This is a genomic window from Streptomyces sp. NPDC059866 (assembly GCF_042731325.1).
Lineage (GTDB): Bacteria > Actinomycetota > Actinomycetes > Streptomycetales > Streptomycetaceae > Streptomyces > Streptomyces flavusporus.
The window spans coordinates 269,737-296,524 of the sequence record NZ_JBHWJT010000004.1 but is presented as its reverse complement, the minus strand read 5'-3'; the positions used below and the strand labels follow the sequence as shown (position 1 = coordinate 296,524).

The following is a 26,788-nucleotide window of genomic DNA, read 5'->3' as shown; positions in this document are numbered from 1 at the left end:
TTCCCCCCACGGGATCCGGCCGGGCGCCTGTGAGACCAGCGCCTGAATCGCTGTGAGCACAATGAGCAAAACTCTTCGTGCTCGGGTGGTGCGAACTGCACGGCTGCTGCGGTCTGCCGGGACAGCGCACTCTGGGAGGGCCGCTCAAAGCTCCCCGGTGTACGTGCCCCGGCAACGCATCTCTGAGGAAGTCCCCCAAGACATCCCCAGATGCCAGGTGACGCCCCCCAAGACGCCCTCTGACATCGCCAACTTAGACCTTCGAACCCCTTCGATGGTTACGTTCACATCACTGTGATCTGCGTCTCTTGCATATGTCCCATTAGATGCGCAAGAGGCCCAGTATGGCGAACGGGTCTCAAGCGTAAGGAAGATGCGCGAGCCTTGTGAAGAGCTTATGTGAGGCTCGTCTCGGACTCCAGGGGGCCCCGCTTCGGTTTCGGTCCCCTCCGGCTTCAGCGGAAGGTCCGCAGCCGGAGGCTGTTCGTCACCACGAAGACCGACGAGAAGGCCATCGTCGCCCCGGCGATCATCGGGTTGAGCAGCCCGGCCGCGGCCAGCGGCAGCGCGGCCACGTTGTAGCCGAAGGCCCAGACGAGGTTGCCCTTGATCGTGGCCAGGGTCCGGCGGGACAGCCGGATCGCGTCCGCCGCCACCCGCAGATCCCCGCGCACCAGGGTCAGGTCGCCCGCCTCGATCGCCGCATCGGTGCCGGTGCCCATCGCGAGCCCGAGGTCGGCGGCGGCGAGCGCGGCCGCGTCGTTGACGCCGTCGCCGACCATGGCGACGGTGCGCCCCTCGGCCTGCAGCCGCCTGACCACGTCCACCTTGTCCTCGGGCAGCACCTCGGCGATCACCTCGTCGATCCCGACGGCGTCCGCCACCGTCTCCGCGACGGCCCGGTTGTCCCCGGTCAGCAGCACGGGCGTGAGCCCCAGCGCGCGCAGTTCCCGCACCGCCTCGGCGCTGGTCCCCTTCACGGCGTCCGCGACGGCGAGCACGCCGCGCGCCACCCCGTCCCAGCCGACGACGACGGCCGTACGGCCGCTTCTCTCGGCCTCTTCCTTGGCGCGGGCCAACTCCTGCGGAAGGTCGCCGAACAGGCGCCCCACGGCCACCTCGTGGCCGGCCGCGTACCCGCGTACGCCCCGCCCGGGCACGTTCTCGAACCGCTCCACCCCCGGCAGCTCCCCGACCCGCTCCTCGGCACCCGCGGCCACCGCCCGGGCGACGGGGTGCTCGGAGGCGTGTTCCAAGGCGCCCGCGAGCCGCAGCACCTGCCGCTCGTCGGCGCCCTCGGCGACGTACACCTCCTGAAGGGTCATGCGGCCGGTGGTCACCGTGCCGGTCTTGTCCAGGACGACGGTGTCGACGCGGCGCGTGGACTCCAGCACCTCGGGCCCCTTGATGAGGATGCCGAGCTGCGCCCCGCGCCCGGTGCCCACCATGAGCGCGGTCGGGGTGGCCAGGCCCAGCGCGCACGGGCAGGCGATGATCAGCACCGCGACGGCCGCGGTGAAGGCGGCGACGGCGTCGCCGGTCGCGCCGAGCCACGCCCCGAAGGTGGCCGTGGCGATCACCAGGACGACGGGTACGAAGACCCCGGAGATCCGGTCGGCGAGCCGCTGCACCTGAGCCTTGCCGGTCTGCGCCTCCTCGACGAGCCGCGCCATCCGCGCGAGCTGGGTGTCGGCGCCGACCCGGGTGGCCTCGACGACGATGCGGCCCCCGGCGTTCACGGTCGCGCCGGTCACCGCGTCCCCGGCGGTCACGTCCACCGGCACGGACTCGCCGGTCAGCATCGACGCGTCGACGGCGGAGGCGCCCTCGACGACGGTTCCGTCGGTGGCGATCTTCTCTCCGGGGCGTACGACGAACCGGTCGCCGACGGCCAGGTCGGTGACGGGAACGAGGATCTCGCGTCCGTCGCGGAGCACCGCCACGTCCTTCGCGCCGAGCTCCATCAGCGCCCGCAGGGCGGCGCCGGCGCGGCGCTTGGAGCGGACCTCCAGATAGCGGCCGAGGAGGATGAAAACGGTGACTCCGGCGGCGACTTCGAGGTAGATCACCGAGGCGCCGTCGGCGCGCGAGACGGTGAGGTCGAAGCCGTGCCGCATGCCCGGCATGCCCGCGTCGCCGAAGAACAGCGCCCACAGCGACCAGCCGAACGCGGCCAGCGTGCCGATCGACACCAGCGTGTCCATGGTGGCCGCGGCGTGCCGGGCGTTCGTCCACGCGGCCCGGTGGAACGGCGCACCGCCCCAGACCACGACGGGGGCGGCGAGGGTGAGGGACAGCCACTGCCAGTTGTCGAACTGCAGGGACGGGACCATCGCGAGAAGGACGACGGGGAGGGCGAGCAGCGCGGAGACGATCAGATGGTGGCGCAGGGCCGCCGGTTCGGGATCCGCGTCGGAGGCGGACGGCGTCTCCTGCTCGCGTACGGGCTGCGGGGGCGGGGGCTCCTCGGCGGTGTAGCCCGTCTGCACCACGGTGGCTATCAGATCGGCGACCTCGGTTCCGGCGGGGTAGCTGATCCGCGCCTTCTCCGTCGCGTAGTTCACCGTGGCGGTGACGCCGTCCATCCGGTTGAGTTTCTTCTCCACGCGGGCCGCGCAGGAGGCGCAGGTCATCCCCCCGATGAGCAGCTCCACCTGGGAGACGTCCGGTGCGGGGGCGGATATGGCGGGCTGGGCGGGGATCTCTGCGGTGCTGGTCATGTGCGGACTCCAGACGACGTCCAGACGGCGGACCGGACCGTACGGGCCGGGGTCGGGTTCGGAGTACGACCGCCGGCCGGTACGGCCCGATGCCGGGAAAGTGGGTTTCAGGCGCGCCCGGCCAGCTCGAAGCCGGCCTCGTCGACGGCGGCGCGCACGGCTTCCTCGTCCAGCGGTGACTCGGAGACGACGGTGACCTCGCCGGTGGCGGCGACGGCCTGCACCGAGCTGACGCCGGGGATCTCGGAGATCTCGCCGGAGACGGCGCCCTCGCAGTGTCCGCAGCTCATCCCGCTCACCTTGTAGACGGCGGTGACGGAACCCGGGGTGTCGGTCTGGGCGGTCATGTCGTTACTCCTCGTCGAGGTGTATGGGGTTGACGGGGCCCACGGGGGCGCCCGTATACCTCACACTATACCCCTAGGGGGTATGAATCCAAGACCGGGGCGGTGATCGTGGGGTTGCCGGGGTGCGATCGACCAGGAGAGGGGCAGCGGATGCGGGCTGTGGTGTTCGAGCGTTTCGGGGAGCCGGCCGAGGTGCGGGAGGTGGCCGACCCGCAGCCCGCCGAGCACGGTGTCGTGGTGCGGGTCGAGGCCACCGGGCTGTGCCGCAGCGACTGGCACGGCTGGCAGGGCCACGACCCGGACATCACGCTGCCGCACGTCCCCGGTCATGAACTCGCCGGTGTCGTCGAGGCCGTCGGCGCCCGGGTGACCGGCCGGCGGCCCGGCGACCGGGTCACCGTGCCGTTCGTGTGCGCCTGCGGCACCTGCCCGTCGTGCGCGGCCGGCGACCACCAGGTGTGCGAGCGGCAGACGCAGCCCGGGTTCACTCACTGGGGTTCGTTCGCCCAGTACGTGGCGCTGGACCACGCGGATGTGAACCTCGTCGGCATCCCGGACGGCATGTCCTTCGCGACGGCCGCCTCGCTCGGCTGCCGCTTCGCCACGGCGTTCCGCGCGGTCGTGCAGCAGGGCCGGGTGGCGGCGGGGGAGTGGGTGGCGGTGCACGGCTGCGGGGGAGTGGGCCTGTCGGCGGTGATGATCGCTGCGGCGTCCGGCGCGCGGGTCATCGCCGTGGACGTGTCGCCGCAGGCCCTGGACCTGGCGCGGAGGTTCGGGGCGACGGAGTGCGTCGACGCGGGCCGGACGCAGGACACGGCGGAGGCGATCCGTGACCTGACGGGCGGCGGCGCCCATCTCTCGCTGGACGCCCTCGGCTCCCCCGCCACCTGCGCCGCCTCCGTGGGCGGCCTGCGCCGCCGCGGCCGCCACGTCCAGGTGGGCCTGCTCCCCTCGTCCACGGGCACGACTCCCGTCCCCATGGCCCGCGTCATCGCCCTGGAGCTCGAACTCCTCGGCAGCCATGGCATGGCCGCCCACGCCTATCCGCCGATGCTGGAACTGGTGGGCGCGGGCGTCCTCCGCCCCGATCTCCTCGTGACCTCCACCATCCCCCTGGACGCGGCCCCGCAGGCGCTGGCGGCCCTGGGTACCGCACCCGGCTCGGGCGTGACGGTCGTCGAACCGTGGAGCTGACCTCGAAAGGCTCGCGTGGTCACTCCGTTCTGCGGCCGCGGTTGCCCGGCCGGGAGGCGACCCAGGCGCGAACGGTGTCCGCGTACCAGTAGGGCTTGCCGCCCTCGACATGGTCGGGCGGAGGCAGCAGCCCGTGCTTGCGGTACGACCGCACGGTGTCCGGCTGCACCCGGATGTGTGCCGCGATCTCCTTGTACGACCAGAGCCTTCGGTCGGTCATGAGCTGCACCTCCCTGCGCTGCCGCGGCGCCGGCCGGGAACGGCCGTCGGGGGAGCCGGGCAGTGCACTGGCGATCACCAAGACTGTGTCCGGTCAACGACGCAGAGTGAGCACGGGGAAGCGCCTGTGGGCCGGGTGTGACCCGATGCCCGCGTACCCGCGACATGTGTGACAAGGGAGTGGCTTTTGTGACACGGGTGCAGCAAAGGCGTATACGAGGTGCCCTCACTGGTCCGTATGTCTGGACAAACTATTGACAGGCTTCCGTGCGGAGACTAGAAACCGGGGGAGAACCCGCCGACGACGGCGCGACGGGAACGCGAAGGGATCTCGATGGCGTACGACCTGATCACCATGGGGCGGATCGGCGTGGACCTCTATCCGCTGCAGACGGGTGTCCCGCTCCCGCAGGTGTCGTCCTTCGGCAAGTTCCTCGGCGGATCGGCGACCAACGTCGCGGTCGCCGCCGCCCGCCTGGGCCGCCGTACGGCGGTGATCACCCGCACCGGCGACGACCCCTTCGGCACCTACCTGCACGAAGCACTGCGCGACTTCGGCGTCGACGACCGCTGGGTCACCCCCGTGCCCGGACTGCCCACGCCGGTCACCTTCTGCGAGGTGTTCCCGCCGGACGACTTCCCGCTGTACTTCTACCGGCAGCCCAAGGCCCCCGACCTGGAGATCGACGCCCATGACCTCGATCTCGACGCCATCGGCGAGGCGGGCATCTTCTGGGTCACCGGTACCGGCCTGAGCGAGGAGCCCAGCCGTACGGCGACCCTCGCGGCCCTCGCCCACCGGGCGAAGGCGGGCACGACGGTCTTCGACCTCGACTGGCGTCCGATTCTTTGGAAAGACACAGCCTGGACCGACCCCGAAACGGCCCGCCCCTTCTACGCCGAGGCCCTGCGCCACACCACCGTCGCGGTCGGCAACCTCGATGAGGTGGAGGTCGCCACCGGCATCCGCGAACCGCACGCCGCCGCCCGCGCCCTCCTCGACGCCGGTGTCGAGCTCGCGGTCGTGAAGCAGGGGCCCAAGGGAGTCCTCGCCGTGCATCGCAGCGGCGAGTCCGCCGAGGTCCCCCCGCTCCCGGTCACCGTCCTCAACGGCCTCGGCGCCGGCGACGCCTTCGGCGGCTCCCTCTGCCACGGCCTCCTCGCCGGCTGGGAGCTGGAGAAGATCATGCGCCACGCCAACGCGGCCGGCGCCATCGTCGCCTCCCGTCTGGAGTGCTCCTCCGCGATGCCGACCCCGGACGAGGTGGCAGCGGCCCTCGCGGCAGGAGCCGTGGGCACCACGGGGGCCGGACAGTGAGCGTCGACGTCGCGGATCTCGTCCGCACCCGCACCCACCACCCCGAGGCGATCGCCGAGGCCGCCGCCCGCCGCGTCCGGCGCCCGCTGCTCGGCGCGAGCGGCCGCCTGATGATCGTCGCCGCCGACCACCCCGCCCGCGGTGCCCTCGGTGTCGGTGACCGCAAACTGGCCATGGCCAACCGCGCCGGCCTCCTCGAACGCCTCTGCCTCGCGCTCGGCAGACCCGGCGTCGACGGCGTCCTCGCCACCGCCGACATACTCGACGACCTGCTGCTGCTCGGCGCCCTCGACCACAAGGTCGTCATGGGCTCGATGAACCGCGGCGGACTCCAGGGCGCCCGTTTCGAACTCGACGACCGCTTCACCGGCCACCGCCCCGAGGATCTGCAGCGCCTCGGCTTCGACGCCGGCAAGCTGCTGCTGCGGATCGACTACGACGATCCGGGCTCCCTGAACACCCTGGAGTCCACCGCCCGTGCCATCGACGAGATGGCGGCCCGCAGACTCCCCGTCTTCGTCGAGCCGTTCATCTCCCGCCGCGACGCCGACGGACGGCTGCGCAACGACCTGTCCGCCGACGCCGTCACCCGGTCCATCGCCATCGCCTCGGGCCTCGGCGGCAGTTCGGCGTACACCTGGCTGAAGGTGCCGGTCACCGACAACCCCGACGACATGGCCCGGGTCATGGAGACGACGACGCTGCCCGCCGTGCTCCTCGGCGGCGATGTCGGGGACGATCAGGACGGCGCGTACGAGAAGTGGCGCGGCGCGCTGCAACTGCCCACCGTGCGGGGCCTGGTGGTCGGCCGTTCGCTGCTGTACCCGGCGGACGGCGATGTGGCCGCCGCCGTGGACACCGCCGTAGGACTGCTGTGAGGGCCGCATGAGCAACGAGTTGTACGTTCCGAAGGGCACCACCGCCGACGCGTACCACACGCTCGACATCGACCCGAAGTTGGCCGGCTGGACGCACAGCAGCCTGCGGATCGTCGAGTTGGAGCCGGGCGGCACCCATACCTTCACCACCGGGGACAGCGAGTGGATCGTGCTGCCCCTGCAGGGCGGTTGTACGGTGCAGGTCATGGACGAGGTGTTCCGCCTCCTGGGACGGGACAGCGTGTTCGCCTCGGTCACCGACTTCGCCTACGTGCCTCGCGACGCCCAGGCACAGATCTCCTCCGGCGCGGGAGGCCGCTTCGCCCTGGCAGGAGCGAAGTGCGAGCGACGACTCCCCGCCCGCTACGGCCCCGCGCCGGAGGTCCCCGTCGAGCAGCGCGGCAGCGGCAGTTGCGCCCGCCAGGTGCGCAACTTCGCCTCCGCCGACGCCTTCGACTGCGACAAGCTCATCGCCGTCGAGGTGATCACGCCCGGCGGCAACTGGTCCTCGTACCCGCCGCACAAGCACGACGAGCACCGGCCGGGCGAGGAGTCGCAGCTGGAGGAGATCTACTACTTCGAGATCGACGGCCCGGACGGTTTCGGCTATCAGCGCGTGTTCCCCTCGCGCGACGGCGGATCCGACGTCCTCGCCGAGGTCCGCTCCGGCGACGCCGTCCTCGTGCCCGACGGCTGGCACGGCCCGTCCATCGCCCAGCCCGGCCACGACATGTACTACCTGAACGTCATGGCGGGACCGGGTGAGACCCGGGAGTGGCGGATCTGCTTCCACCCGTCCCACGTCGAAAGCACAGGGGGATACCGATGACCACCAGGCTCACGGTCGCACAGGCGCTCGTACGCTTCCTCGCCGCCCAGTACACGGAGCGGGACGGCGTACGGCAGCGGCTCATCGACGCCACCTGGGGCATCTTCGGCCACGGCAACGTCGCCGGGATCGGCCAGGCGCTCGTCGAGTACGCGGACGTCATGCCGTACCACCAGGGCCGCAACGAACAGGCGATGGTGCACGCGGCGGTCGGCTACGCACGGCAGTCGGGCCGCCTGTCCACGCACGCGGTGACGACGTCGATCGGCCCGGGCGCCACCAACCTGGTCACCGGTGCCGCCCTGGCCACCATCAACCACCTGCCGGTCCTGCTCCTCCCCGGCGACATCTTCGCCACCCGCCCCGCCGACCCCGTCCTCCAGCAGCTCGAAGTGCCGTACGCGGGCGACGTGTCGGTCAACGACTCCCTGCGCCCGGTGTCGAAGTACTTCGACCGGATCACCCGGCCGGAAGCCCTGATCCCGGCCGCGCTGCAGGCCATGCGCGTGCTCACCGACCCGGTCGAGACGGGAGCGGTCACGCTCGCGCTGCCCCAGGACGTGCAGGCCGAGGCGTACGACTGGCCGGAGGACTTCTTCGCCGAGCGCACCTGGGTCGTACGCCGTCCGGGCGCCGATCCGACCGAACTCGCCGAGGCCGTACGGACCATCAGGCAGGCCCGGCGACCGCTGCTGATCGCCGGCGGCGGTGTCCACCACAGCCGTGCCGAGGGCGCCCTCGCCGAGTTCGCCGAGACCACCGGCGTCCCCGTCGCCTCCACCCAGGCCGGCAAGGGCTCCCTGCCCTACGACCATCCCCAGGACGTCGGCGGCATCGGCCACACCGGCACGGCCACCGCCGACGAACTGGCCCGCACGGCCGACCTGGTGATCGGCGTCGGCACGCGGTACACCGACTTCACCACCGCCTCCGGCACGCTCTTCGCGAACCCGGACGTCCGCTTCCTCAACCTCAACATCGCCGCGTACGACGGCCACAAGCTCGCCGGAATGCCCCTGATCGCGGACGCCCGTACCGGCCTGGAGGAGCTGACCGAGAGGCTGGAGATGCACGACCACCGGGTCGCGCCGTCGTACGTCACCGAGTACACCGAGGACAAGGAGCGCTGGGAGCAGCGCGTCGACGCCTGCTACGAGGCCGGCGAGCCGGACCTACGGCCGACGCAGCCGCAGGTGCTCGGCGCGCTGGACGCGATCGTCGACGAGTCGGACGTGATCATCAACGCGGCCGGTTCGCTCCCCGGCGACCTGCACAAGCTGTGGCGGGCGCGGTCGTACGACCAGTACCACCTGGAGTACGGCTACTCCTGCATGGGCTACGAGATCCCGGCCGCGATCGGTGTGAAGCTCGCCGCCCCGGACCGGCCGGTGTGGGCGCTGGTCGGCGACGGCACCTACCTGATGATGCCGACGGAGATCGTGACCGCCGTGCAGGAGGGCATCGCGATCAAGGTACTGCTGGTGCAGAACCACGGGTACGCGTCGATCGGAGGCCTATCGGAGGAGACGGGCGGCGAGCGCTTCGGCACCGCCTACCGCTACCGCAACGACGACGGAGCCTTCGCCGGCGCCCCGCTCCCCGTCGACCTGGCCGCCAACGCGGCCAGCCTGGGCATGCGGGTGCTGCGGGCGAAGACCGTACGCGACCTGCGGGCGGCGCTCGCCGAGGCGCGGGCCGCCGACACTCCCACATGTGTCTACGTGGAGACCGAAACGGCAGACACAGTGTCGGGCGCGCCTGAAGCGCAGGCCTGGTGGGATGTACCCGTGGCCGAGACCGCGACCCGAGCGTCCGCGGTCAAGGCCCGTGAGCTGTACGAACGGCACGTCTCGAGCCGACGCCGCCATCTGTGAAGGAGCAACTGGGCATGACGAAGATCGTCAACCACTGGATCGGCGGCAAGACCGTCGAAGGCGCGTCGGGCACGTACGGTCCGGTCACGGACCCGGCGACCGGCGCGGTCACCACGAAGGTGGCGTTCGCGTCCGTCGACGAGGTGGACGCGGCGGTCGCGGCGGCGAAGGAGGCCTTCGTGACCTGGGGCCAGTCCTCGCTGGCCCAGCGCACGTCCATCCTGTTCAGGTTCCGGGCGCTGCTGGACGAGCACCGCGACGAGATCGCCGAGCTGATCACCGCCGAGCACGGCAAGGTGCACTCCGACGCCCTCGGTGAGGTGGCGCGCGGCCTGGAGATCGTCGACCTGGCCTGCGGTATCAGCGTGCAACTCAAGGGCGAGCTGTCCACGCAGGTGGCGAACCGGGTGGACGTGGCCGCGATCCGGCAGCCGCTGGGTGTGGTGGCCGGCATCACGCCGTTCAACTTCCCGGCGATGGTGCCGATGTGGATGTTCCCGCTGGCCATCGCGTGCGGCAACACGTTCGTGCTGAAGCCCAGCGAGAAGGACCCGTCGGCGTCGGTCCGCCTCGCCGAGCTGCTGGCCGAGGCCGGTCTGCCGGACGGCGTCTTCAACGTCGTGCACGGCGACAAGGTGGCCGTCGACCGCCTCCTGGAGCACCCGGACGTCAAGGCGGTGTCCTTCGTCGGCTCCACCCCGATCGCCCGCTACATCCACACCACCGCCTCCGCGGCCGGCAAGCGCGTCCAGGCCCTCGGCGGCGCCAAGAACCACATGCTGGTCCTGCCGGACGCCGACCTCGACGCGGCGGCCGACGCGGCCGTGTCCGCTGCCTACGGCTCCGCGGGCGAGCGCTGCATGGCGATCTCCGCGGTCGTCGCGGTGGGCGCGATCGGCGACGAGCTGGTGGAGAAGATCCGCGAGCGTGCCGAGAAGATCAAGATCGGCCCGGGCAACGACCCGGCCTCCGAGATGGGCCCGCTGATCACCGCGGCCCACCGCGACAAGGTGGCGTCGTACGTCCGGGGCGCGGCGGCGGAGGGCGCCGAGGTCGTCCTGGACGGCACCGGCTACACGGTCGACGGCTTCGAGGACGGCCACTGGATCGGCATCTCGCTGCTCGACAAGGTGCCGACCAGCGCGAAGGCCTACCAGGACGAGATCTTCGGCCCGGTGCTGTGCGTGCTGCGCGTGGACACGTACGACGACGGCGTGGCCCTCATCAACAACTCGCCGTTCGGCAACGGCACCGCGATCTTCACCCGGGACGGCGGCGCCGCCCGCCGCTTCCAGCTGGAGATCGAGGCCGGCATGGTCGGCGTGAACGTCCCGATCCCGGTCCCCGTCGGCTACCACTCCTTCGGTGGCTGGAAGGACTCCCTCTTCGGCGACCACCACATCTACGGCAACGACGGCACGCACTTCTACACGCGCGGCAAGGTCGTCACCACCCGCTGGCCGGACCCGGCGGACGCCCCGGCCGGCGTCGACCTGGGCTTCCCGCGCAACCACTGAGGAAGCAGCGGCCGCCTCAAGGCCGTACGGCCGCCGAGCCCGGGGTCAGCCCTGCTGCTCGGCGGCCCTCTTCACCTGTCGGCGAGGTGACCGGCGCCTGCGGCCGACGGTGCCGAACCGCGGGCCACCAGGACGATGAGGTCGCGCAACCGCTCGGCGTACAGCCGCATGTTCTTGTACGCGATGTCGGTGTCCGGGTAGCGGCACGCGAACCACAGACCCTCGTGGAGCCGGTTGAGCCACACGCACACCTGGTCGCCGTACGACACCCGGATCAGTCCGTACGCCGCCAGCTCGGACCAGCGCCCGGAACCGGGGATGCCCCGGGCGTCGACGAACGAGACGATCGAGTACAGGTCGGGCGACGTCGGGCGGAAGTCGGAGCCGAGCAGGCGCAGCACCCGGGCGAGGGGCATCCGGGCCAGCGGCCTGCTGGTCTGCAGCTGGCTGCGCACGGTCTTCAGGAGGGTCGGGAAGTCGGCGGCCGGCACCAGGGGAACCTCGATCGGCGCGCCGCCGACGTACCAGCCGACCGAGTCCGACCACTGGGACTTCACCCTGGTGTGGAAGGGCACGACCGTGCGGTACACGGACTGCTCGCCGATCTCCCGGACGATGATGCTCGTGGCGGCCAGAACGCCGACCAGACTTCCGCCGTAGGGCCGGCAGTACGCCTCGAAGGCGGCGGCGTCGTCCGGGCTCACCAGCATCTCGGACATGAGCTTCTGGGCGGGCAGCAGGCCGCCGGGGACCAGACCGAGATCGACGGGGAAGCTCGGCAGCATGCCGTCGCACCGGTGGATGAACTCCCGCCAGCGGGCGACGATCTCATGGGTCTCGTCGATCCGGTCCGCGTCCGCCCGCTCGATCTCGCAGAAGTCGATGTAACTGCCGGCCGGTGTCCGCTCCACGACATGGCCCGCGACGTTCGCCGCATAGAGCTCATGGACCTCGGCGGGGATGCGCTGGATGGAGTAGGAGTCGACGTTGCTGTGGTCGAAGGCCATGTACACGCTGGTGCAGTCGTCCCGGACGACCGCCGTGTAGATGAGGTTCGGCCAGCCGAGCGCGTCCGCCGCGACGTCGAAGCGGTCCTGGAGGTGCCGGACCAGCTCCGCCGCTTCGGGAAAGTCGCCGACGACCTCGCGATGCAGCGACACCGCCTCGGTGTCGAGCGTGAACCGGCGCATCTCGCCGTCGCGCAGACGGAAGCCGCTGCGCAGCGTCTCGTGGCGGAGGGTCCAGCTGCGCAGTGCGTCCTCCAGTGCATCCAGGTCGATCCGGCCGGGGATGTCGAACGCCGTGCCGAGCCAGGTCGGCACGAACAGGCCGTCCTCACGCACGGAGCGGGCGGTGCGGATGTGCGACTCCTGGATGTACGCCGGTGGTCGGGAGTCGTCCGGCAGGCCCGCCGCTGCCTGAACGGTCGCCGGACTGAGCGTCCACTCGACGAGGCGTCCGGGCCGGACCTCGCACCGCTGGATGTCTGTGATGCGCACAGGGCGTCTCCGTTCGCAGAGGGGCAGATCTTCAAGGATCAGATGCGGATACGCCAGAAACGTGCTGTTTTGCGGCTTTTCATGGGGCTTTTCAGCGGAACGGATGGTGTCTCGAACGTCAGTGCCCGGCCCGGTGGGCAGTGGGGCGGGCGTACCACCGCCGCAGTACGTGGGAGAGGGCGCGTACCTCCGTGGGAGGGGTGGGGGTTCGGTCTCCGGTCGATAACCAGCCGACAGGTTCGCCCCGTACCGTTGACGCATGGATCTTCGACTGCCCGCATGGCGTGGGCTACGGCGGCCGCGGCGGATCGTCGCGGCCGCGGCCGCGGTCGTGGCGCTCGCCGGTGCCGGTACGTGGACGGCCGTCGCCGACGACGACGCGCCCGCGGTGCGCCGCGCCGACCGGGTGATGGCCATGGGTGACGGGGTGCGCCTCGACACCTCGTACTTCACCTCGGGCTCGGACGGCCGTCGGCCCGCCGTCCTGCTGGCGCACGGCTTCGGCGGCAGCAAGGACGACGTACGGCAGCAGGCGGAGGACCTGGCGTCAGACGGGTACGCGGTGCTGACCTGGTCGGCGCGCGGGTTCGGCGACTCGACCGGGAAGATTGGGCTGAACGGTCCCGATGTCGAGGTCGCCGACGTCTCCCGGCTGATCGACTGGCTGGCCGAGCAGCCCCAGGTACAGCTCGACAAGGGCGGCGACCCGCGTGTCGGCATGGCGGGAGCGTCGTACGGCGGTGCGATCTCCCTGCTCGGCGCCGGGTACGACGACCGGGTGGACGCCATCGCCCCGGCGGTCACGTACTGGAACCTCGCGGACGCCCTCTTCCCGAACGGCGTGTTCAAGAAGCTGTGGGCCGGGATCTTCGTCAACTCCGGCGGCGGCTGCGCCGAGTTCGAGCCGCGGCTGTGCGAGATGTACGAGCGGGTCGCCGAGTCCGGCACCCCGGACACCGAGGCGCGGGAAATGCTTCAGGCCCGCTCGCCGTCGGCGGTCGCCGACCGCATCAAGGTGCCGACGCTCCTGGTGCAGGGCCAGTCCGACTCCCTCTTCCCGCTCGGCCAGGCCGACGCGGCAGCCAGGGCCATCAAGGCGAACGGCGCCCCCGTGGACGTCGACTGGATCGCCGGCGGCCATGACGGCGGCGACATGGAGACGAGCCGCGTCCAGGCGCGTGTGCAGTCCTGGTTCGACCGCCACCTCAAGGACGACAAGGGCGCCGACACCGGCCCCGCCTTCCGCGTCACCCGCACCGGAGGCGTCGACTCCACCGACGGCGAGGCCCTGCTGCGGGGCGCGAGGGCGGACGCGTACCCCGGCCTGGAGAGCGGACAGCGCTCGGTGGAACTGACCGGACGCGAGCAGACCTTCGACAACCCGCCCGGCGCCGGCCCGCCCGCCGTCTCCGCGCTCCCCGGCCTCGGCGGCGCCGGCGGCCTCGCCCAGCTGTCCTCGCTGGGCGTAGGGGTGTCCCTCGACTTCCCGGGCCAGTACGCGCGCTTCGAGTCGGCGCCCGTCGGCGACGACCTGCGTATCACCGGATCGCCGACGGTGACCGTCCACGTGCGGTCCAGCAGCGACGACGCGGTCCTGTTCGCCAAGGTGTACGACGTCGGCGCCGACGGCACCCAGCAGGTGCTGCCCTCCCAGTTGGTGACCCCCCTCAGGGTCGAGGGCGCCAGGTCCGGCAAGGACGTGACGATCACCCTCCCGGCGATCGACCACGAGGTCGACAAGGGCCACCGGCTGCGCATGGTCCTCGCCTCGACCGACCTCGCGTACGCCTCCCCGGCCGCCCCGGCGACGTACACCGTCTCCCTGAAGAGCGAGCTGACGATCCCGACGGCCCCCGCCGTCACGACCGCCGCCGCCCCGCTGCCGGCCTGGGTGTGGTGGCTGCCGCTGACCGGCGCCGTGATCGCCCTGGCCCTGCTGCTCTCGGCCCGCCGCCGCACCGCCACGCCGGCACCGGACCCCGCCCTGTCCGACGTCCCGCTCCAGATCACCGACCTGAGCAAGCGGTACGCGAAGTCGGCGGACCGGTACGCGGTCAAGGACGTGTCCTTCCGCGTGGAGAAGGGCCAGGTGCTCGGTCTGCTCGGCCCCAACGGCGCCGGCAAGACGACGACCCTGCGCATGCTGATGGGCCTGATCAAGCCGGACGGCGGCGAGATCCGCGTCTTCGGCCACGCCATCCGCCCCGGCGCGCCGGTGCTGTCCCGGGTGGGCGCCTTCGTCGAGGGCGCGGGCTTCCTGCCGCACCTGTCCGGCCGCGAGAACCTGGAGCTGTACTGGCAGGCCACCGGCCGTCCGGCCGAGGACGCCCACCTGGACGAGGCGTTGGAGATCGCCGGCCTCGGCGACGCACTGGCCCGCGCGGTGCGCACGTACTCCCAGGGCATGCGCCAGCGCCTGGCCATCGCACAGGCCATGCTCGGCCTGCCGGACCTGCTCATCCTCGACGAACCCACCAACGGCCTCGACCCGCCCCAGATCCGCGAGATGCGCGAGGTGATGATCCGGTACGCGGCGGCCGGCCGTACGGTGATCGTCTCCAGCCACCTCCTCGCGGAGGTCGAGCAGTCCTGCACGCATCTCGTGGTGATGGACCGGGGCAGGCTCGTGCAGGCGGGCCCGGTCGGCGAGATCGTCGGCTCCGGCGACACCCTCCTCGTCGGCACCGCCGTGCCCGTGGAGGAGCCGGTCGCCGAGAAGGTCGCCGCCCTGCCGGGCGTCGCCTCCGCCGTCCTCACCGACGACGGACTCCTCGTCCGCCTCGACGCCGACGGCAGCCCGGCCCGCCTGGTCGCCGAACTCGTACGGCTCGAAGTGCCCGTCGCGTCGGTCGGCCCGCACCGCCGCCTGGAAGACGCCTTCCTCACCCTGATCGGAGGTTCCGCATGAGCACGCTCACCGAGCGCACCGAGGTCGCCTCCGGTTACCGGGCGGGCCGTACGCTGCCCCTCCGGGTCGAGCTGGTCCGCCAGTTGAAACGGCGCCGCACGCTGGTCATGTTCGGCATCCTCGCCGCCCTGCCCTTCGTGCTGGTCGTCGCGTTCGCGATCGGCGGCGAGCCGGACGCCGGCGGCGACCGGATCACGCTGATGGACTCGGCGACCGCGTCCGCCGCCAACTTCGCCGCGGTCAACCTCTTCGTCTCCGCGGGTTTCCTGCTGGTGGTCCCGGTGGCCCTGTTCTGCGGGGACACGGTCGCCTCGGAGGCCAGCTGGTCGTCCCTGCGCTATCTGCTGGCGGCGCCCGTGCCGCGGGCCCGGCTGCTGTGGTCCAAGCTGGTCGTCGGGCTCGGCCTGAGCCTGGCCGCGATGGTGCTGCTGCCCGTCGTCGCGCTGGCCGTCGGCAGCGCCGCCTACGGCTGGGGCCCGCTGCAGATACCCACCGGCGGTGCGCTCGACGCGGGCACCGCGGCGCAGCGGCTCGTGGTGGTCGTGGCGTTCATCTTCGTGTCGCAACTGGTCACCGCCGGGCTGGCGTTCTGGCTGTCGACCAGGACCGACGCCCCCCTGGGCGCGGTCGGTGGCGCGGTCGGCCTGACCATCGTCGGCAACGTCCTCGACGCGGTGACCGCCCTCGGCGACTGGCGGCACTTCCTGCCCGCGCACTGGCAGTTCGCCTGGGCGGACGCCGTCCAGCCCAGCCCCGAGTGGTCCGGCATGATCCAGGGCACCGCGATTTCCATTACATACGCACTCGTGCTTTTCGCTTTGGCGTTCCGGGGTTTCGCCCGCAAGGACGTGGTGTCGTAGCCGGTCAGGCGGCGAATTCACAGGGAGCGGTGCCCACTGATGGCCGGGTCTTTCCGAATGCGGTGCGGTCCAACCGGGTGAACCTGCGCAACCAATTCTCGGGCGCCGGGTTGATGAAGCCGTAGGGCATGCGACGCCATGAGAGGGGAACGCGCAGTGCTCAGTTGAGGCAATCGTCGCCGCAGAGGCCGCCGCTTTTTCTGTCAACTTCATCACTGCGCTGAACCCGGCGATCGGCAGCGGCCGGCCTTGGACGTCGATCTCCGTTCCAGGGCCGGCTTTCCCAATTCTTCGAGCAGGAAAGACAACCACATTGCGACAGACCCTGAGCAGGGGAGTGTTCGCGGCGGCCGCCGCCACGGGCATTCTGTCCCTGTACGGCAGCTCCGCTCTCGCCGGCACCAACGCGGCGGAAGCCGCCGAGGATTCTTCCGGCGTGCTGACCGGGAACAGCTTGAAGGTCCCGGTCAAGGTGCCGCTGGACCTGTGCGGCAAAACCGTCGATACGGTCGCGGCACTCAACGACGCGTTCGGCAACGTCTGCGGCAACACCTCGGACAACAAGACGGCCAAGAAGAAGGCCAAGTCGTCCGAGCCCACGTACGGCTCCTCCGGCGACACCACCGACGTATACGCGACACAGGTCGCCAAGGACGCTTCCGGCGTGCTGACCGGGAACAGCCTGGAGGTGCCGGTCGAGGTGCCGGTGAACGGGTGCGGCATCAGCGGCGATGTGCTCGCGGCCCTCGGCCAGGCGGTCGACACCTCCTGCTCGTCCGGCGACTACGGCTACGGCACCGACGAGATCACCACCCCGAAGCCGAGTGAGACGCCCACGATCAGCACTCCCATCCCGTCTGCCCCGCCGGCCAAGGAGACGCCGCGCGCCCGCCAGGCGCCGCCGGCCGAAGTGGAGCTCGGCGAGCCGAGCCAGCTGGCCGAGACCGGCAGTGGGGCGCTGATGGCGGCCTCGGCCGCCAGTGCCGCACTGCTCGCGGGCGGGGTCCTGGTGTACCGCCGCGCCCGCGCCACCTCCCACCGGTAGGCGCGTCCGGGGACGAAACGCCGCTCGGGGCCGCTGACGACTGTCTCGTCGTCAGCGGCCCCGAGCGGCTTTGCCGTCTTTCGTCAGCGGCGCACCGGTGACGGCGACTCGGTCAGGCGGCCGCCTCCCGGTACGGGGACCGTCCCGCCCGTCGGGGTCGTCCTGAGCCGGCGGCGTACCCCGCGGACGAGGGTCTCCGCCGTGAAGGACGCGCCCTGGACGAAGCGCATGGCCGGGCCGAAGCCGGGAGCGGTCACCAGGCCGGCGAGGAACAGTCCGGGCTGGGAGGACTCGAAGTCGCGTCCGACCACCGGGGAGCCGTCGGGCAGGACCGCCAGCGTTCCGCGCAGCTCGGGCGAGAGCAGTCCGAGCCGGTCGCAGCGCGCCCGGAAACCCGTGGCGGCGATGACATGTTCGGTCTCCAGGGCGCTCCGGACTCCCGCCCGGCTCACCATGTCCAGCCGTAGGCCGCCCGGTACCGCACAGGCCGCGGTGACCTCATGACCCGGCAGCAGCTCCACCACGCCTTCCACCCGGTCCCGCACCCACCACGCGCCCGCCGGACCCAGCGCCGTGGTCGCGATGCGGGCCCGGGTCGACTCCGGCAGGCGCCGGAACAGGCCGGGGCGCTCGGAGTAGAACCAGTTCCGCCAGCCGGGGCCGAGGCCGCTGTGCGGGGAGCGGACCGACTGCCACCAGGGGCGCTCCCAGGGCGGCGGCACGTCGTTCCACCGCAGCCCGTCGGCCCGCGCCAGCACCCGTACGGACGTGCCCTGTTCGGCGAGCAGCGCCGCGGTCTCCAGGGCCGCCTGGCCGCCGCCGATGACCGTGACGTCCTTGCCGCGGAAGCGGTCGAGGTCGCTGTGGTGGCTGCTGTGCGTCACCAGTGAGGGGTGCAGTCCGCGCAGGGCCTGCGGGACCTCGACGAACGGCATCACACCGACCGCCAGGGCCACCGCCCGTGCGTGCAGCGCCTGTCCGTCCTCGGTGACCGCCGTGAAACCGCCGGGGCCGGACGCCACCCGGGTCACCGTGCGCTCGTCCACCTCCGGTACGGCATGGCGCGCGAACCACAGGCCGTACGACGCGAACGCCTCGACCGGGATCGGCCGCGCGTGACGCGCCTCCAGGCCGTGCTCGGCGCAGTAGACGTCCAGGCGCCAACGCCCGGCCGGATCGGAGAGGTTGGACGCCCAGGGCTCCGACTTCAGGAACATGCCGCGGGGCATGTGGTCCCGCCAGGACGCCATGGGCCGGCCGAACACACGCAGGTTCAGCCCGGCGGCCGCGGCGTGGGACGCGATCGACAGGCCGTACGGGCCTGCGCCCACCACCAGTAGGTCGTACATCATCAACTGCTCGCTTTCTCGTTATCGGTCAGGGAGGGCGAGGACGCCCGGGGGATGGGCCGCGGTGCCGGTGCCGCCGCCGTCGCGCCCAGCCGCTCCCGCAGCCGGCGGGACACATGACGGGTCCACAGGGCCCACATCGCCCATCCGGGCGCGCGGTCGTCCCGGGCGTACCAGGCCAGTTCGCGCCCGCCCGGCGCCGCACGCAGCGCCGCGAGGGGCGCGTAGTTCTCCACCACGAACGCCCGCCCGGCCAGGGGGTCCCCGTCCGGCAGCGGACGGCCCGTCAGGTCCAGATGCAGGGCGCGGACGACGTCCAGTCCCGCGCTGTCCGCGAAGAGCCGGAACTGGGCGCCGGGGCGCGGGTTGAAGTCGAGCAGGTGATAGCTGCCCGTCGTGCCGCACCGGCGGAAGTCGAGGTCGAAGATGCCTCGGTAGCCCAGCTCGCCGGTGAGCCGCTCGGCCAGCGCCTGCACCTGCGGGTTGGGTGTCCAGCAGCCCACCGCGGTCAGCCCCGCTCCCCGCGGCCGGTCTAGGCGTTTGCGGCCCGGTCCGCCCGCGCGCACCGTGCCCGAGTGGTCGGCGTAGCCGTGGAAGAACCAGTCCCGGTTCGGTCCCGGCGGCAGGTACGACTGCAGCAGCAGCCGGCTGCCCGCCTCCTCGGTGCGCAGATACAGCTCCCGGGCCTGCTGCACGGAGCGCACCAGCACCGTGCTGCGCAGCCCGCTGTCTGACGGCAACAGCCAGGGCCGGCTCCACTTCGCCACCAGCGGCAGCCCGAGCCGCCGCGCGTCGGCAGCAGCCCGCGCCGCACTGTCCGGGATCAGCGTCACCGGGTGCGGGACGCCCGCGGACGCGCACACGGCGGCCAGTTCGGCCTTGTCGGCCACGCGTTCGGCCAGCGTGTCCGGCATCGCCGGCAGCAGGTAGGAGGGCGCGAGTTCCTTCCGCATCCGTGCCACGGCGATCGCGCACGCGTCGTCCATCGGGACGAGGACGGCCGGACGCGCGATCCGGTCGGCCACGCGGCGCAGCACGCCGAGGATGTCGTCCGGGGAGGCTCCCGGGAGCGGCGGCGGATGCATCTGACGCACATAACGCGACACATGGACGGGACTTTTCGCTGAATCGGCGACGACATGCACCTCCACTCCCGCCCTGCCGAGCGAACGCACGGCGCCCAGTGTTCCGTGGTGAAAAGGATTACGGTCGATTCGTAGCAGGACGGCGGGGACGCGGGTGTCGAGTAGCGGCACGAGTTCTCACTTTCTAACGGATCGGCTCACCCGCACGGGCGGGCGCAGCACTCGAAAGTCGCAATGGCAGTGGCGCCATTCGGCTTCCTGTGCCTGACTTCATGTGACGGTTGGTCAATAAGCAGGACTACGGCGGAAGGCCGGACGAGAGCGAGGAAAGGAACAGCATGGCCCCTCACCACAAGCGGATCCGGGTCCGCTGGCTGGCCGCGGGCGTGGCGGTCGCAGCCGCGTCGGCCGTCCTGGCGGCCGGCCTCCCGGTGGAGGTGAGGGTGGTGCCGAACGACGATGCCCGTCCTCCGGCGCCGGTCCCGGCGGCTCCCGCGCCCGAGGTCCCAGGGCCCTCGGCGGGCAGTAAGGCTCTGACCTTCGGTGCCTTCCTCGGCTCCGACGCCCGTGGCGTGGCCCGCATGACGCAGTTCAGCCACTGGCTGGGCGGTGCCGAGCTCCGCGTCGGCCACACCTACCTGCCCGGCAACAGATGGCGCGACATCGAGGGTGCCCCCGGCTTCCTCAACGTGTGGGCGAACTGGCGCAACCAGGAGGACGACCGGATGCTGGTCCTCAACGTCCCGCTTCAGGAGCGCAACGAGGAGGGCGTCTCCGACGCGGAGGTCCGCCGGCTGGTGCGGCGGGGCGCGGCCGGGGAGTTCGATCACCACTTCCGTGCCCTCGCCGAGCAGCTGGTCCGGCTGAAGGTGCCGGACACCGTCCTGGTGCTCGGCTGGGAGATGAACGGCACCACGTACACCCATCGCTGCGGTCCGGACCCGCAGGCGTGGAAGAAGTACTGGAACAGGATCGTCACCACCATGCGTTCGGTGCCGGGCCAGAACTTCCGGTTCGAATTCACGCCGAGCCGTGGCCGGGACGCCATTCCCTGGACGGAGTGCTATCCGGGGGACGACACCGTCGACATCATCGGCATGGATGCCTACGACCAGCCGGCCGGGAAGTCGTTCGACCAGCAGATGAACGAGCCGTACGGGCTTCAGGACCATGTGGATTTCGCGAAGGCCCACGGAAAACCCGTCTCGTATCCCGAATGGGGACTCTTCCGCAACGGCGACAACACCGAGTACATGCGGCGCATGCTCGCGTGGATCGCCGAGCACAGGCCGCTCTACAACACGCTGACCGACTACTGCCCGCACGGCGTGTGGCAGTGCGAGGACGACAACCCGAGGTCGTCCGACCTCTACCGGTCCTTCTTCGGCGCCACCGACGAGGCGACGCCCCCCACCCCACCCACGCAGGAGCCCGTCCCGCCCACCGAACCGCCGGCCCAGGAGGAGTGCACGCCGGTGGACCTGGGCAGCTGGCTGGAGCACTGGCTCGGCGGGAAGCTCTGCCTCCGCTTCGACTGGTGGTAGGGCACCCGCCGGGAGTTCGACCGGGTCCACCGCCGTCACCGCTGTCCGCGCACATCGGCGGCGGCGGCCGGGCCCGGCACCGAGGCGGCGGGGAGCGGGTCGTCGTCCTGGCGGGTCTGCCTCGGCCGCGCCAGCAGGGCCAGACCGCACAGCAGCCCGCCCGCGCTCGCGCCCACCAGAGTGGTCACCGCTGTGGACGTGGACGTCGGCTCGGTCGGCTTCACCGCGCGTGAGAACTGCACGAGCCGGACCTGGGTGTTGTCGCTGGTGTCGTCCGCGTGCCGGGTCAGCGCGCGGGAGACCGCGTTGGCCATGTCGACGGCGAGGCCGCGGCGCGAGGAGGTGGCCGAGACGGCCACCATCGGCGCGTCCGGCGAGGTCGCCGTGCGCACGCTGTGCTGCAGCGTCCGCACCGGCACGCGCGCCCACACCTGTGCGTCCCCGAGCACCGCGAGCTGCGTGGCGGCCCGGCCGTACGCCTGCGCGAAACCGAGGGCGGAGTCCGGGCCGGACTTGTCGGTCGGTACGGCGATGACGTAGCTGGTGGCCGTGTACTCGGGGGGTGTGACCAGGCCGTAAGCGCCGCCGAGCAGGCCCCCGAGGAGGGTGCCGGCCGCGAGCACGGACCAGGACGGCAGCTTCCTGAGACGGGCCGGGGACAGGCGCTGACGGATCGGAGTGGTGGTCATGACGGGCTGGCTCCCAGAGGTGAGAGGGACGACGAACTGGAGAGCGCGGCCGCGTACACGTCCATGAGGCGGGCTGCGCTGCGGGTGATGCTGTAACGGTGTGTGACCTCCGGTGCCGTACGCGGCCGGGGTCCCGCCGCGCGGACCTCGGCGATCGCGCGGGCATACGCCTCGGAGCCGCCTCGCACCCGCCGGGCGCCGGCGGCGGCCGACGGCGGCAGGTCCTCGATCGCCGGGCAGGAGGCGTAGAGCACGGGCAGGCCGGACGCCAGCGCCTCCACGGCCGCGAGGCCGAAGGACTCCTCCATCGACGGGGACGCGAGCAGGTCCATCGCGGAGGTGAGCGCGGGCAGGTCGGGGCCGGGGGAGCCGTCGGGGACGTAGGGGCGTTCGCCGGTGAACAGGACGCGGTGGGCCACGCCGGCCTCGTGGGCCGTGCGGCGCAGGATGGGCTCGTCGGGACCGCCGCCCACCAGCAGCAGCCAGTGGTCCTCCGGGAGCCGGGTGAGTGCGTGGACGAGGACGTCGAACCGCTTTCCTCGGGCGAGCCGGCCGACGCCGCCGGTGACGTACGCGTCCTCCGGCAGGCCCAGGCGTCGCCGGGTGCACTCGCGCCGCTCCGGGTCGAAGCGGAAGCGGTCCACGTCGATGCCGTTCGGGACGACCTCGATGCGGGGTGCGGGCACGCCCCAGCGCTTCAGGCGGTCGGCCACCGTCGCGGAGACGGCGACCGTCGACGAGCCGAGCCGCTCGCTGGCGAGATACAGCGCGCGTACGCCTGGCGTCAGCCTGCGGCCCTCCATCTGTGAGTCGCCCAGGGAGTGTTCGGTGGCGACGACTGCGCGGACCCCGGCGAGGCGTGCGGCGGGCCGGCCGTAGACGCAGGCCCGGTACAGGTGCGTGTGCACCAGGTCGTAGCGGCCTGCGCGGATCAGCCGGGCCAGGCGCGGGAGGGCGGTCAGGTCGCGGTTGCCGTCCATGCCGATGTGCACGACGCGGACGCCGTCGGCGGTGAGGCCCTCGGCGACCGCACCGGGGTTGGTGAGCGTCACGACGTCGCAGTCGACGGGCAGATGGCGCAGCAGCAGGCGCAGTTGCTGTTCGGCGCCGCCGACGCCGAGGCCGGTGATGATGTGCAGAGCCTTCATCTCACAGGCCCTCCACCGGACGGCGGCGCAGCCGGTGCAGCCGGTGCTTGAGGTGCAGGCGCCAGGCCGTGTCGTCCTGGCCGACGTGCACCCGCGGCAGGGCGTGCGGACCGGTCAGCGGGCCGGGGTCGATGGCGCAGGCGTAGGCGTATCCCGCTTCCCGTACGGCCGCGACGGCGCGGGCGTCGACCGTGCCGTACGGGTAGCAGAAGCCGTCGACCCGGGCGCCGGTCAACTCCGCGATCAGCGCGCGGCTTTCGACCACCTCGCTCTTCAGAGTGGGGTCGTCCGCCTTGGTGAGGTCGACGTGGGTCAGCCCGTGCGAGCCGATCTCCACGCCCGCGGCGGCCGCGCGCCGGATGCCGTCCGCGGTCAGCAGTGGCTTGCGCGGGCCGAGCGGATCCCAGGCGTTGTCGCCGCCGAGCCGGCCGGGCAGGACGAAGAGGGTGGCGCCGCAGTTCCAGCGGCGCAGCAGCGGCAGGGCGTCGGTGACGAAGTCGGCGTACCCGTCGTCGAAGGTGAGCCCGACCAGTCCCCGCCGCTGGCCCCGGGACCGGGCGGCGAGCAGCTCGGCCACGGACACGCCGCGCAGTCCGCGCCGGTGCAGCCAGGCCAGCTGTCTGTCGAGCCGCTCGGGCGTGACCGTGATGCGGTAGGGGTCGTCCGAGCAGTCGCCCACCGAGTGGTACATCGCCACCCACGGGACCGGGCCCGGGCGCGGGGCGGGGATTCTGCCGGTGTCGAGGGAATCAATGGAAGCGACCATGTGTGAGCCTTCGTGTGACGGTGCGTACGGAGCGCAGTGCGGATGCGAAGCAGGTGAGCGGGACGAAGACGGCGGTCACGGTCAGGCAGCCCGCCGCGAGGCCCGCCACCGGGGACTCGGGCCGGCTCGCGACGAACGCCCCGGCGGCGGTGGCGACGACCGCGGCGAGCACCGGTCTGCTCAGCTCGGCCAGGACCTTCGGGAGGCGGATCGAGACGGAGTGGGGGCTGCTGCGCCGGGCCGCGCGCAGGCCGACGAGGAGCAGGGCGGCGGTGACGGTGATGCCGATGGCGTTGGCCGCGGCGATCCCCTCCACGCCCCAGGGGCCCACGGTCGCGGCGCCGATCGAGGACGTCACGGCGATGCCCACGGTCATCACGGCGACGGGGTACCAGCTGGGCCGGCCCGCCGAGAAGTACGAGCGGACCAGGGCGCCGACCAGGGTCTGGCCGAGCAGCCCGACGGCGTACACGCGCATGACGTCCGCCGTCGCCGCGGTGTCGCTCGCGGTGAACGCGCCCCGCTGGAAGAGCAGTTCGATCATCTGCGGGGCACAGGCGATCACCGCGCACATGCCCAGCAGCACCACACAGGAGGCCAGCGTCAGATCCCGCTCGACGCGGCTGCGGGCCCGTTCGGTGTCGCCGTCCGCGAGCGCCCGCGCCACCACCGGGAACGTGACGGTGCACAGCATCAGCGACAGCGTCATGGGGAGCTGGGCGACCTTCTGCGCGTAGTTCAGGTGCGAGATGGACCCGGCGGGCAGGGAGGAGGCGAGGAAGCGTTCGACGAGGACCTGCGACTGGCGGCACAGCGCGAAGAGCAGTACGGCGGCGACCAGGGCGAGTTGCATCGGCCGCTCCTCGACCTCGGCCCCGCCCCTGCCGGGGGTCGACGTACGCGACGCCAACTGCCGCCACAGCGACGGCAGTTGCACCGCCACCATCAGAAGGCCGCCCGCCGCGACGCCGATCGCCGCGGAGCGCACGCCCCAGCGCCCGCCGAGCAGGAACATCGCGGCGATGATGCCGGAGTTGTAGACGACGTAGATCGCCGCGGGCGCGAGGAAGCGGCGGTGCGCCCGCAGGGCGGCGCTGCAGTACCCGGCGAGCCCGAAGGCCAGCACGCAGGTCGCCGTGAGCCGGGTGCAGTCGGCGGCGAGGCGCGGGTCGGGCAGACCGGGCGCCAGGGCCTGGACGAGGTAGGGAGCAACGCCTGCGACCAGCGCGGCCACAGCGGCGAGTGCGAGGCACAGGCGGGGCAGGGTGGCGGCCACCAGAGCACGGACGGGGTCGTCCGGGGCGCCCCGGGCGCGGCGGGCCAGCGCCATGCTGAACGCCGGGATCAGCACCAGCGCCAGCCCGTCCTCGATGAGCAGCGTGGCGGCGAACTCCGGTACGGTCCACGCGACCAGGAAGGCGTCCGTGTCGCTCCCGGCGCCGAACAGCCGCGCCAGTGACTGGTCGCGCACCAGGCCGAGCAGTGAGCCGGCGATGGACAGGGACGCCGTGACGAGCGCGGCCCGGGCGAGAAACCTCCGGGAGGACGACGCCGGCTCGGCGCCGTCCCCGGCCAGGGTGGCGGTACGCGCCGCGGGTACGGTCGCCGCGCCGTCGGTTGCGGGTCCGGGGCTCTGCGAGGGCGTCACCGTCATCGCGCCACGGCCTCCTCGACGCGCTCGCGAACCCCGTTCCGGGGCACGCCGTCCACCCGCTGGTCCCCGGCCAGCGCCCACCACGCCACGAGCCCCAGGGCCACGGCGGTCAGGACGGTCGAGGGACCACCGATGTCCCCGTACACGAAGTCGGTCAGCAGCCAGACCAGCAGCCCACAGCCGACCAGTGCGCAGTCGAGTCCCGGTCCCCGGTCGCGCACGCGCAGCAGCCGGCGCAGGCCGCACACCAGCAGCGCCAGCCAGCTCCCGGTGAGCGCGAGCAGCCCGACCAGGCCCTGCTCGCTCAGCAGCAGCAGGTACATGTTGTGCGGCGACAGCAGCGGCTGCCGCTGGTACGCCGTTCCCGCGCCCGCGATCTCGCTGCCCGACGACAGCGCCAGGGTGGCGTGGCGGTCCCGGTACTCGGGAAAGCCCTTCATTCCGACGCCGGTCAGCGGCTGCTGGCGCCACATGCCGGTGGCGGACGCCCACAGGGTGTACCGGTCGACGACCGACTGGTCGGGGGCGTCGGTGACCTGCGCGATGCTGTCGATCCGCTGCTGCAGCAGCGCCGTGCCGACGCCGAACCCGCCCACCAGGATCACGCCGGCGGCGACCGCGGCCGCCGCCACCTTCAGCGCGCGCCGCAGCCCGGTCAGCGCCAGCTGCACGGCGCATGCCAGAGCGGTCGCGATCCAGGCGCCCCGGCTGAAGGAGAGCGCGAGCGGCAGCAGCAGGGCCAGCGCGCACCCGGCGGCGGCTGCCCGCTGCCGTACGGACGCCGGGCCCAGCGCGATCCCGACCGCGCACACCAGGCCGAGCGAGACGACCATGGCCATGCTCATCACGTCATGCGGCCCGAAGGTTCCGACGGCCCGGATGTCCTCGCCCTGGTAGGAGGCGCCGGTCCGGGTGACGTACTGGTGCACGCCCACGGCCCCCTGCCACAGCGCGAGTCCCACGAACGACCAGGCCACCAGCCGGAAGTGGGCCCGGTCGCGGACCAGCAGCAGCACGGCTGCCGGGACGAGCACGAAGATCTGCAGATAGCGCCCCAGGCCGGTGAGCCCGGCCTGGGGCGAGGACGCTCCCATGGCGGCGAGTGCGAGCCCCACGACCGGCAGGCCCAGCACCACGGCCGCGACGGGCGACAGCGGGCGCCGCCGTTCGCGCAGGAGACGGACCACGCAGTACACCACCGCCAGACCGGAGGCCACGTCGGCGGGCCCCGCTCCGTCCGGCGTCAGCGGCAGGGCCAGCAGGGCGGGCACGGCCACCACGGGCAGGACCGGCGTCAGCGCGCCGGCCCGGGCCGGGAGCGATGTCAGGGCGTGGCTCACGTCGC

21 protein-coding genes are annotated in these 26,788 nt (G+C 72.2%); 10 read left to right on the top strand and 11 right to left on the bottom strand.

Annotated features, from left to right (window positions below):
* Positions 1–455 precede the first annotated feature (455 nt).
* On the bottom strand, positions 456–2,720 hold the full coding sequence (locus ACFV7R_RS07795; RefSeq protein ID WP_385261106.1) for a heavy metal translocating P-type ATPase: 2,265 nt from the start codon (positions 2,718–2,720) through the stop codon (positions 456–458).
* Positions 2,721–2,827: 107 nt separating this feature from the next.
* Positions 2,828–3,067, bottom strand: coding sequence for a heavy-metal-associated domain-containing protein (locus ACFV7R_RS07790; protein WP_129802521.1), 240 nt, complete (start codon positions 3,065–3,067; stop codon positions 2,828–2,830).
* A 150-nt stretch (positions 3,068–3,217) separates the two neighbouring features.
* Here ACFV7R_RS07790 and ACFV7R_RS07785 point away from each other — a divergent pair, with 150 nt between their 5' ends.
* Positions 3,218–4,261, top strand: a complete 1,044-nt coding sequence (locus ACFV7R_RS07785) for a zinc-dependent alcohol dehydrogenase family protein (protein ID WP_385261104.1) — start codon at positions 3,218–3,220, stop codon at positions 4,259–4,261.
* Between the two features lie 19 nt (positions 4,262–4,280).
* Here the strand turns inward: ACFV7R_RS07785 and ACFV7R_RS07780 are convergent, their stop codons facing one another.
* Positions 4,281–4,481: an AlpA family transcriptional regulator gene (locus ACFV7R_RS07780; RefSeq protein ID WP_053763086.1), complete on the bottom strand. Its 201-nt coding sequence runs from the start codon at positions 4,479–4,481 to the stop codon at positions 4,281–4,283.
* Positions 4,482–4,814: 333 nt separating this feature from the next.
* Between ACFV7R_RS07780 and iolC the strand changes: the two genes are divergently transcribed.
* From iolC to mmsA, 5 genes are read left to right on the top strand one after another with little or no spacing between them, the layout of a single operon-like run.
* Complete coding sequence (gene iolC, locus ACFV7R_RS07775; RefSeq protein ID WP_385261102.1) at positions 4,815–5,798, top strand: 5-dehydro-2-deoxygluconokinase; 984 nt, start codon at positions 4,815–4,817, stop codon at positions 5,796–5,798.
* Positions 5,795–6,676 (top strand): deoxyribose-phosphate aldolase, encoded by an 882-nt coding sequence (locus tag ACFV7R_RS07770; protein ID WP_385261099.1) that lies wholly within the window; start codon positions 5,795–5,797, stop codon positions 6,674–6,676. The genes iolC and ACFV7R_RS07770 overlap by 4 nt, the downstream gene beginning before the upstream one ends.
* A 7-nt stretch (positions 6,677–6,683) precedes the next feature.
* Positions 6,684–7,505 (top strand): 5-deoxy-glucuronate isomerase, encoded by an 822-nt coding sequence (gene iolB / locus ACFV7R_RS07765; protein ID WP_385261096.1) that lies wholly within the window; start codon positions 6,684–6,686, stop codon positions 7,503–7,505.
* Positions 7,502–9,379, top strand: coding sequence for a 3D-(3,5/4)-trihydroxycyclohexane-1,2-dione acylhydrolase (decyclizing) (iolD, locus tag ACFV7R_RS07760; RefSeq protein ID WP_385261093.1), 1,878 nt, complete (start codon positions 7,502–7,504; stop codon positions 9,377–9,379). The genes iolB and iolD overlap by 4 nt, the downstream gene beginning before the upstream one ends.
* A 14-nt stretch (positions 9,380–9,393) precedes the next feature.
* Positions 9,394–10,896: a CoA-acylating methylmalonate-semialdehyde dehydrogenase gene (gene mmsA / locus ACFV7R_RS07755; protein WP_385261090.1), complete on the top strand. Its 1,503-nt coding sequence runs from the start codon at positions 9,394–9,396 to the stop codon at positions 10,894–10,896.
* Between the two features lie 71 nt (positions 10,897–10,967).
* Here mmsA and ACFV7R_RS07750 read toward each other — a convergent pair whose 3' ends face one another.
* The gene (locus ACFV7R_RS07750; RefSeq protein WP_385261088.1) at positions 10,968–12,395 is read right to left on the bottom strand and encodes a condensation domain-containing protein; all 1,428 of its coding nucleotides are present in this window, start codon (positions 12,393–12,395) and stop codon (positions 10,968–10,970) included.
* Positions 12,396–12,654: 259 nt separating this feature from the next.
* Between ACFV7R_RS07750 and ACFV7R_RS07745 the strand changes: the two genes are divergently transcribed.
* The 3 genes from ACFV7R_RS07745 (at position 12,655) to ACFV7R_RS07735 (ending at position 17,208) form a co-directional block, all read left to right on the top strand.
* Positions 12,655–15,303, top strand: a complete 2,649-nt coding sequence (locus ACFV7R_RS07745) for a CocE/NonD family hydrolase (protein WP_385261085.1) — start codon at positions 12,655–12,657, stop codon at positions 15,301–15,303.
* Entirely contained in the window at positions 15,300–16,163 is an 864-nt protein-coding gene (locus tag ACFV7R_RS07740; RefSeq protein ID WP_385261083.1) for an ABC transporter permease, read from the top strand. The genes ACFV7R_RS07745 and ACFV7R_RS07740 overlap by 4 nt, the downstream gene beginning before the upstream one ends.
* Before the next feature lie 313 nt (positions 16,164–16,476).
* A complete protein-coding gene (locus ACFV7R_RS07735; protein ID WP_385261080.1) occupies positions 16,477–17,208 on the top strand; it encodes a chaplin in 732 nt (243 codons plus the stop codon).
* A gap of 83 nt (positions 17,209–17,291) precedes the next feature.
* Here ACFV7R_RS07735 and ACFV7R_RS07730 read toward each other — a convergent pair whose 3' ends face one another.
* Both ACFV7R_RS07730 and ACFV7R_RS07725 read right to left on the bottom strand, forming a co-directional pair.
* On the bottom strand, positions 17,292–18,557 hold the full coding sequence (locus ACFV7R_RS07730) for an NAD(P)-binding domain-containing protein (RefSeq protein WP_385261410.1): 1,266 nt from the start codon (positions 18,555–18,557) through the stop codon (positions 17,292–17,294).
* A gap of 2 nt (positions 18,558–18,559) precedes the next feature.
* Positions 18,560–19,813, bottom strand: coding sequence for an ATP-grasp domain-containing protein (locus ACFV7R_RS07725; RefSeq protein WP_385261078.1), 1,254 nt, complete (start codon positions 19,811–19,813; stop codon positions 18,560–18,562).
* A 167-nt stretch (positions 19,814–19,980) separates the two neighbouring features.
* Between ACFV7R_RS07725 and ACFV7R_RS07720 the strand changes: the two genes are divergently transcribed.
* Positions 19,981–21,186, top strand: a complete 1,206-nt coding sequence (locus ACFV7R_RS07720; RefSeq protein ID WP_385261077.1) for a glycoside hydrolase family 26 protein — start codon at positions 19,981–19,983, stop codon at positions 21,184–21,186.
* 35 nt (positions 21,187–21,221) lie between these two features.
* Here the strand turns inward: ACFV7R_RS07720 and ACFV7R_RS07715 are convergent, their stop codons facing one another.
* From ACFV7R_RS07715 to ACFV7R_RS07695, 5 genes are read right to left on the bottom strand one after another with little or no spacing between them, the layout of a single operon-like run.
* Entirely contained in the window at positions 21,222–21,875 is a 654-nt protein-coding gene (locus tag ACFV7R_RS07715; RefSeq protein WP_385261075.1) for a lipopolysaccharide biosynthesis protein, read from the bottom strand.
* Positions 21,872–23,023 (bottom strand): glycosyltransferase, encoded by a 1,152-nt coding sequence (locus ACFV7R_RS07710; RefSeq protein ID WP_385261073.1) that lies wholly within the window; start codon positions 23,021–23,023, stop codon positions 21,872–21,874. Before ACFV7R_RS07710 ends, ACFV7R_RS07715 begins: the two co-directional genes overlap by 4 nt.
* 1 nt (position 23,024) lies before the next feature.
* Entirely contained in the window at positions 23,025–23,789 is a 765-nt protein-coding gene (locus tag ACFV7R_RS07705) for a polysaccharide deacetylase family protein (RefSeq protein WP_385261071.1), read from the bottom strand.
* Entirely contained in the window at positions 23,773–25,443 is a 1,671-nt protein-coding gene (locus ACFV7R_RS07700) for a lipid II flippase MurJ (protein WP_385261068.1), read from the bottom strand. Before ACFV7R_RS07700 ends, ACFV7R_RS07705 begins: the two co-directional genes overlap by 17 nt.
* Positions 25,440–26,783: an O-antigen ligase family protein gene (locus tag ACFV7R_RS07695; protein ID WP_385261067.1), complete on the bottom strand. Its 1,344-nt coding sequence runs from the start codon at positions 26,781–26,783 to the stop codon at positions 25,440–25,442. Before ACFV7R_RS07695 ends, ACFV7R_RS07700 begins: the two co-directional genes overlap by 4 nt.
* Between the last annotated feature and the right edge of the window lie 5 nt (positions 26,784–26,788).

Excerpts from the sequence above, each read along its gene's own strand:
- ACFV7R_RS07795 (WP_385261106.1), bottom strand. The coding sequence starts at position 2,720 with ATGACCAGCACCGCAGAGATCCCCGCCCAGCCCGCCATATCCGCCCCC.
- ACFV7R_RS07790 (WP_129802521.1), bottom strand. The coding sequence starts at position 3,067 with ATGACCGCCCAGACCGACACCCCGGGTTCCGTCACCGCCGTCTACAAG.
- ACFV7R_RS07785 (WP_385261104.1), top strand. The coding sequence starts at position 3,218 with ATGCGGGCTGTGGTGTTCGAGCGTTTCGGGGAGCCGGCCGAGGTGCGG.
- ACFV7R_RS07780 (WP_053763086.1), bottom strand. The coding sequence starts at position 4,481 with ATGACCGACCGAAGGCTCTGGTCGTACAAGGAGATCGCGGCACACATC.
- iolC (WP_385261102.1), top strand. The coding sequence starts at position 4,815 with ATGGCGTACGACCTGATCACCATGGGGCGGATCGGCGTGGACCTCTAT.
- iolB (WP_385261096.1), top strand. The coding sequence starts at position 6,684 with ATGAGCAACGAGTTGTACGTTCCGAAGGGCACCACCGCCGACGCGTAC.
- iolD (WP_385261093.1), top strand. The coding sequence starts at position 7,502 with ATGACCACCAGGCTCACGGTCGCACAGGCGCTCGTACGCTTCCTCGCC.
- mmsA (WP_385261090.1), top strand. The coding sequence starts at position 9,394 with ATGACGAAGATCGTCAACCACTGGATCGGCGGCAAGACCGTCGAAGGC.
- ACFV7R_RS07745 (WP_385261085.1), top strand. The coding sequence starts at position 12,655 with ATGGATCTTCGACTGCCCGCATGGCGTGGGCTACGGCGGCCGCGGCGG.
- ACFV7R_RS07740 (WP_385261083.1), top strand. The coding sequence starts at position 15,300 with ATGAGCACGCTCACCGAGCGCACCGAGGTCGCCTCCGGTTACCGGGCG.
- ACFV7R_RS07730 (WP_385261410.1), bottom strand. The coding sequence starts at position 18,557 with ATGTACGACCTACTGGTGGTGGGCGCAGGCCCGTACGGCCTGTCGATC.
- ACFV7R_RS07720 (WP_385261077.1), top strand. The coding sequence starts at position 19,981 with ATGGCCCCTCACCACAAGCGGATCCGGGTCCGCTGGCTGGCCGCGGGC.
- ACFV7R_RS07715 (WP_385261075.1), bottom strand. The coding sequence starts at position 21,875 with ATGACCACCACTCCGATCCGTCAGCGCCTGTCCCCGGCCCGTCTCAGG.
- ACFV7R_RS07710 (WP_385261073.1), bottom strand. The coding sequence starts at position 23,023 with ATGAAGGCTCTGCACATCATCACCGGCCTCGGCGTCGGCGGCGCCGAA.
- ACFV7R_RS07705 (WP_385261071.1), bottom strand. The coding sequence starts at position 23,789 with ATGGTCGCTTCCATTGATTCCCTCGACACCGGCAGAATCCCCGCCCCG.
- ACFV7R_RS07700 (WP_385261068.1), bottom strand. The coding sequence starts at position 25,443 with ATGACGGTGACGCCCTCGCAGAGCCCCGGACCCGCAACCGACGGCGCG.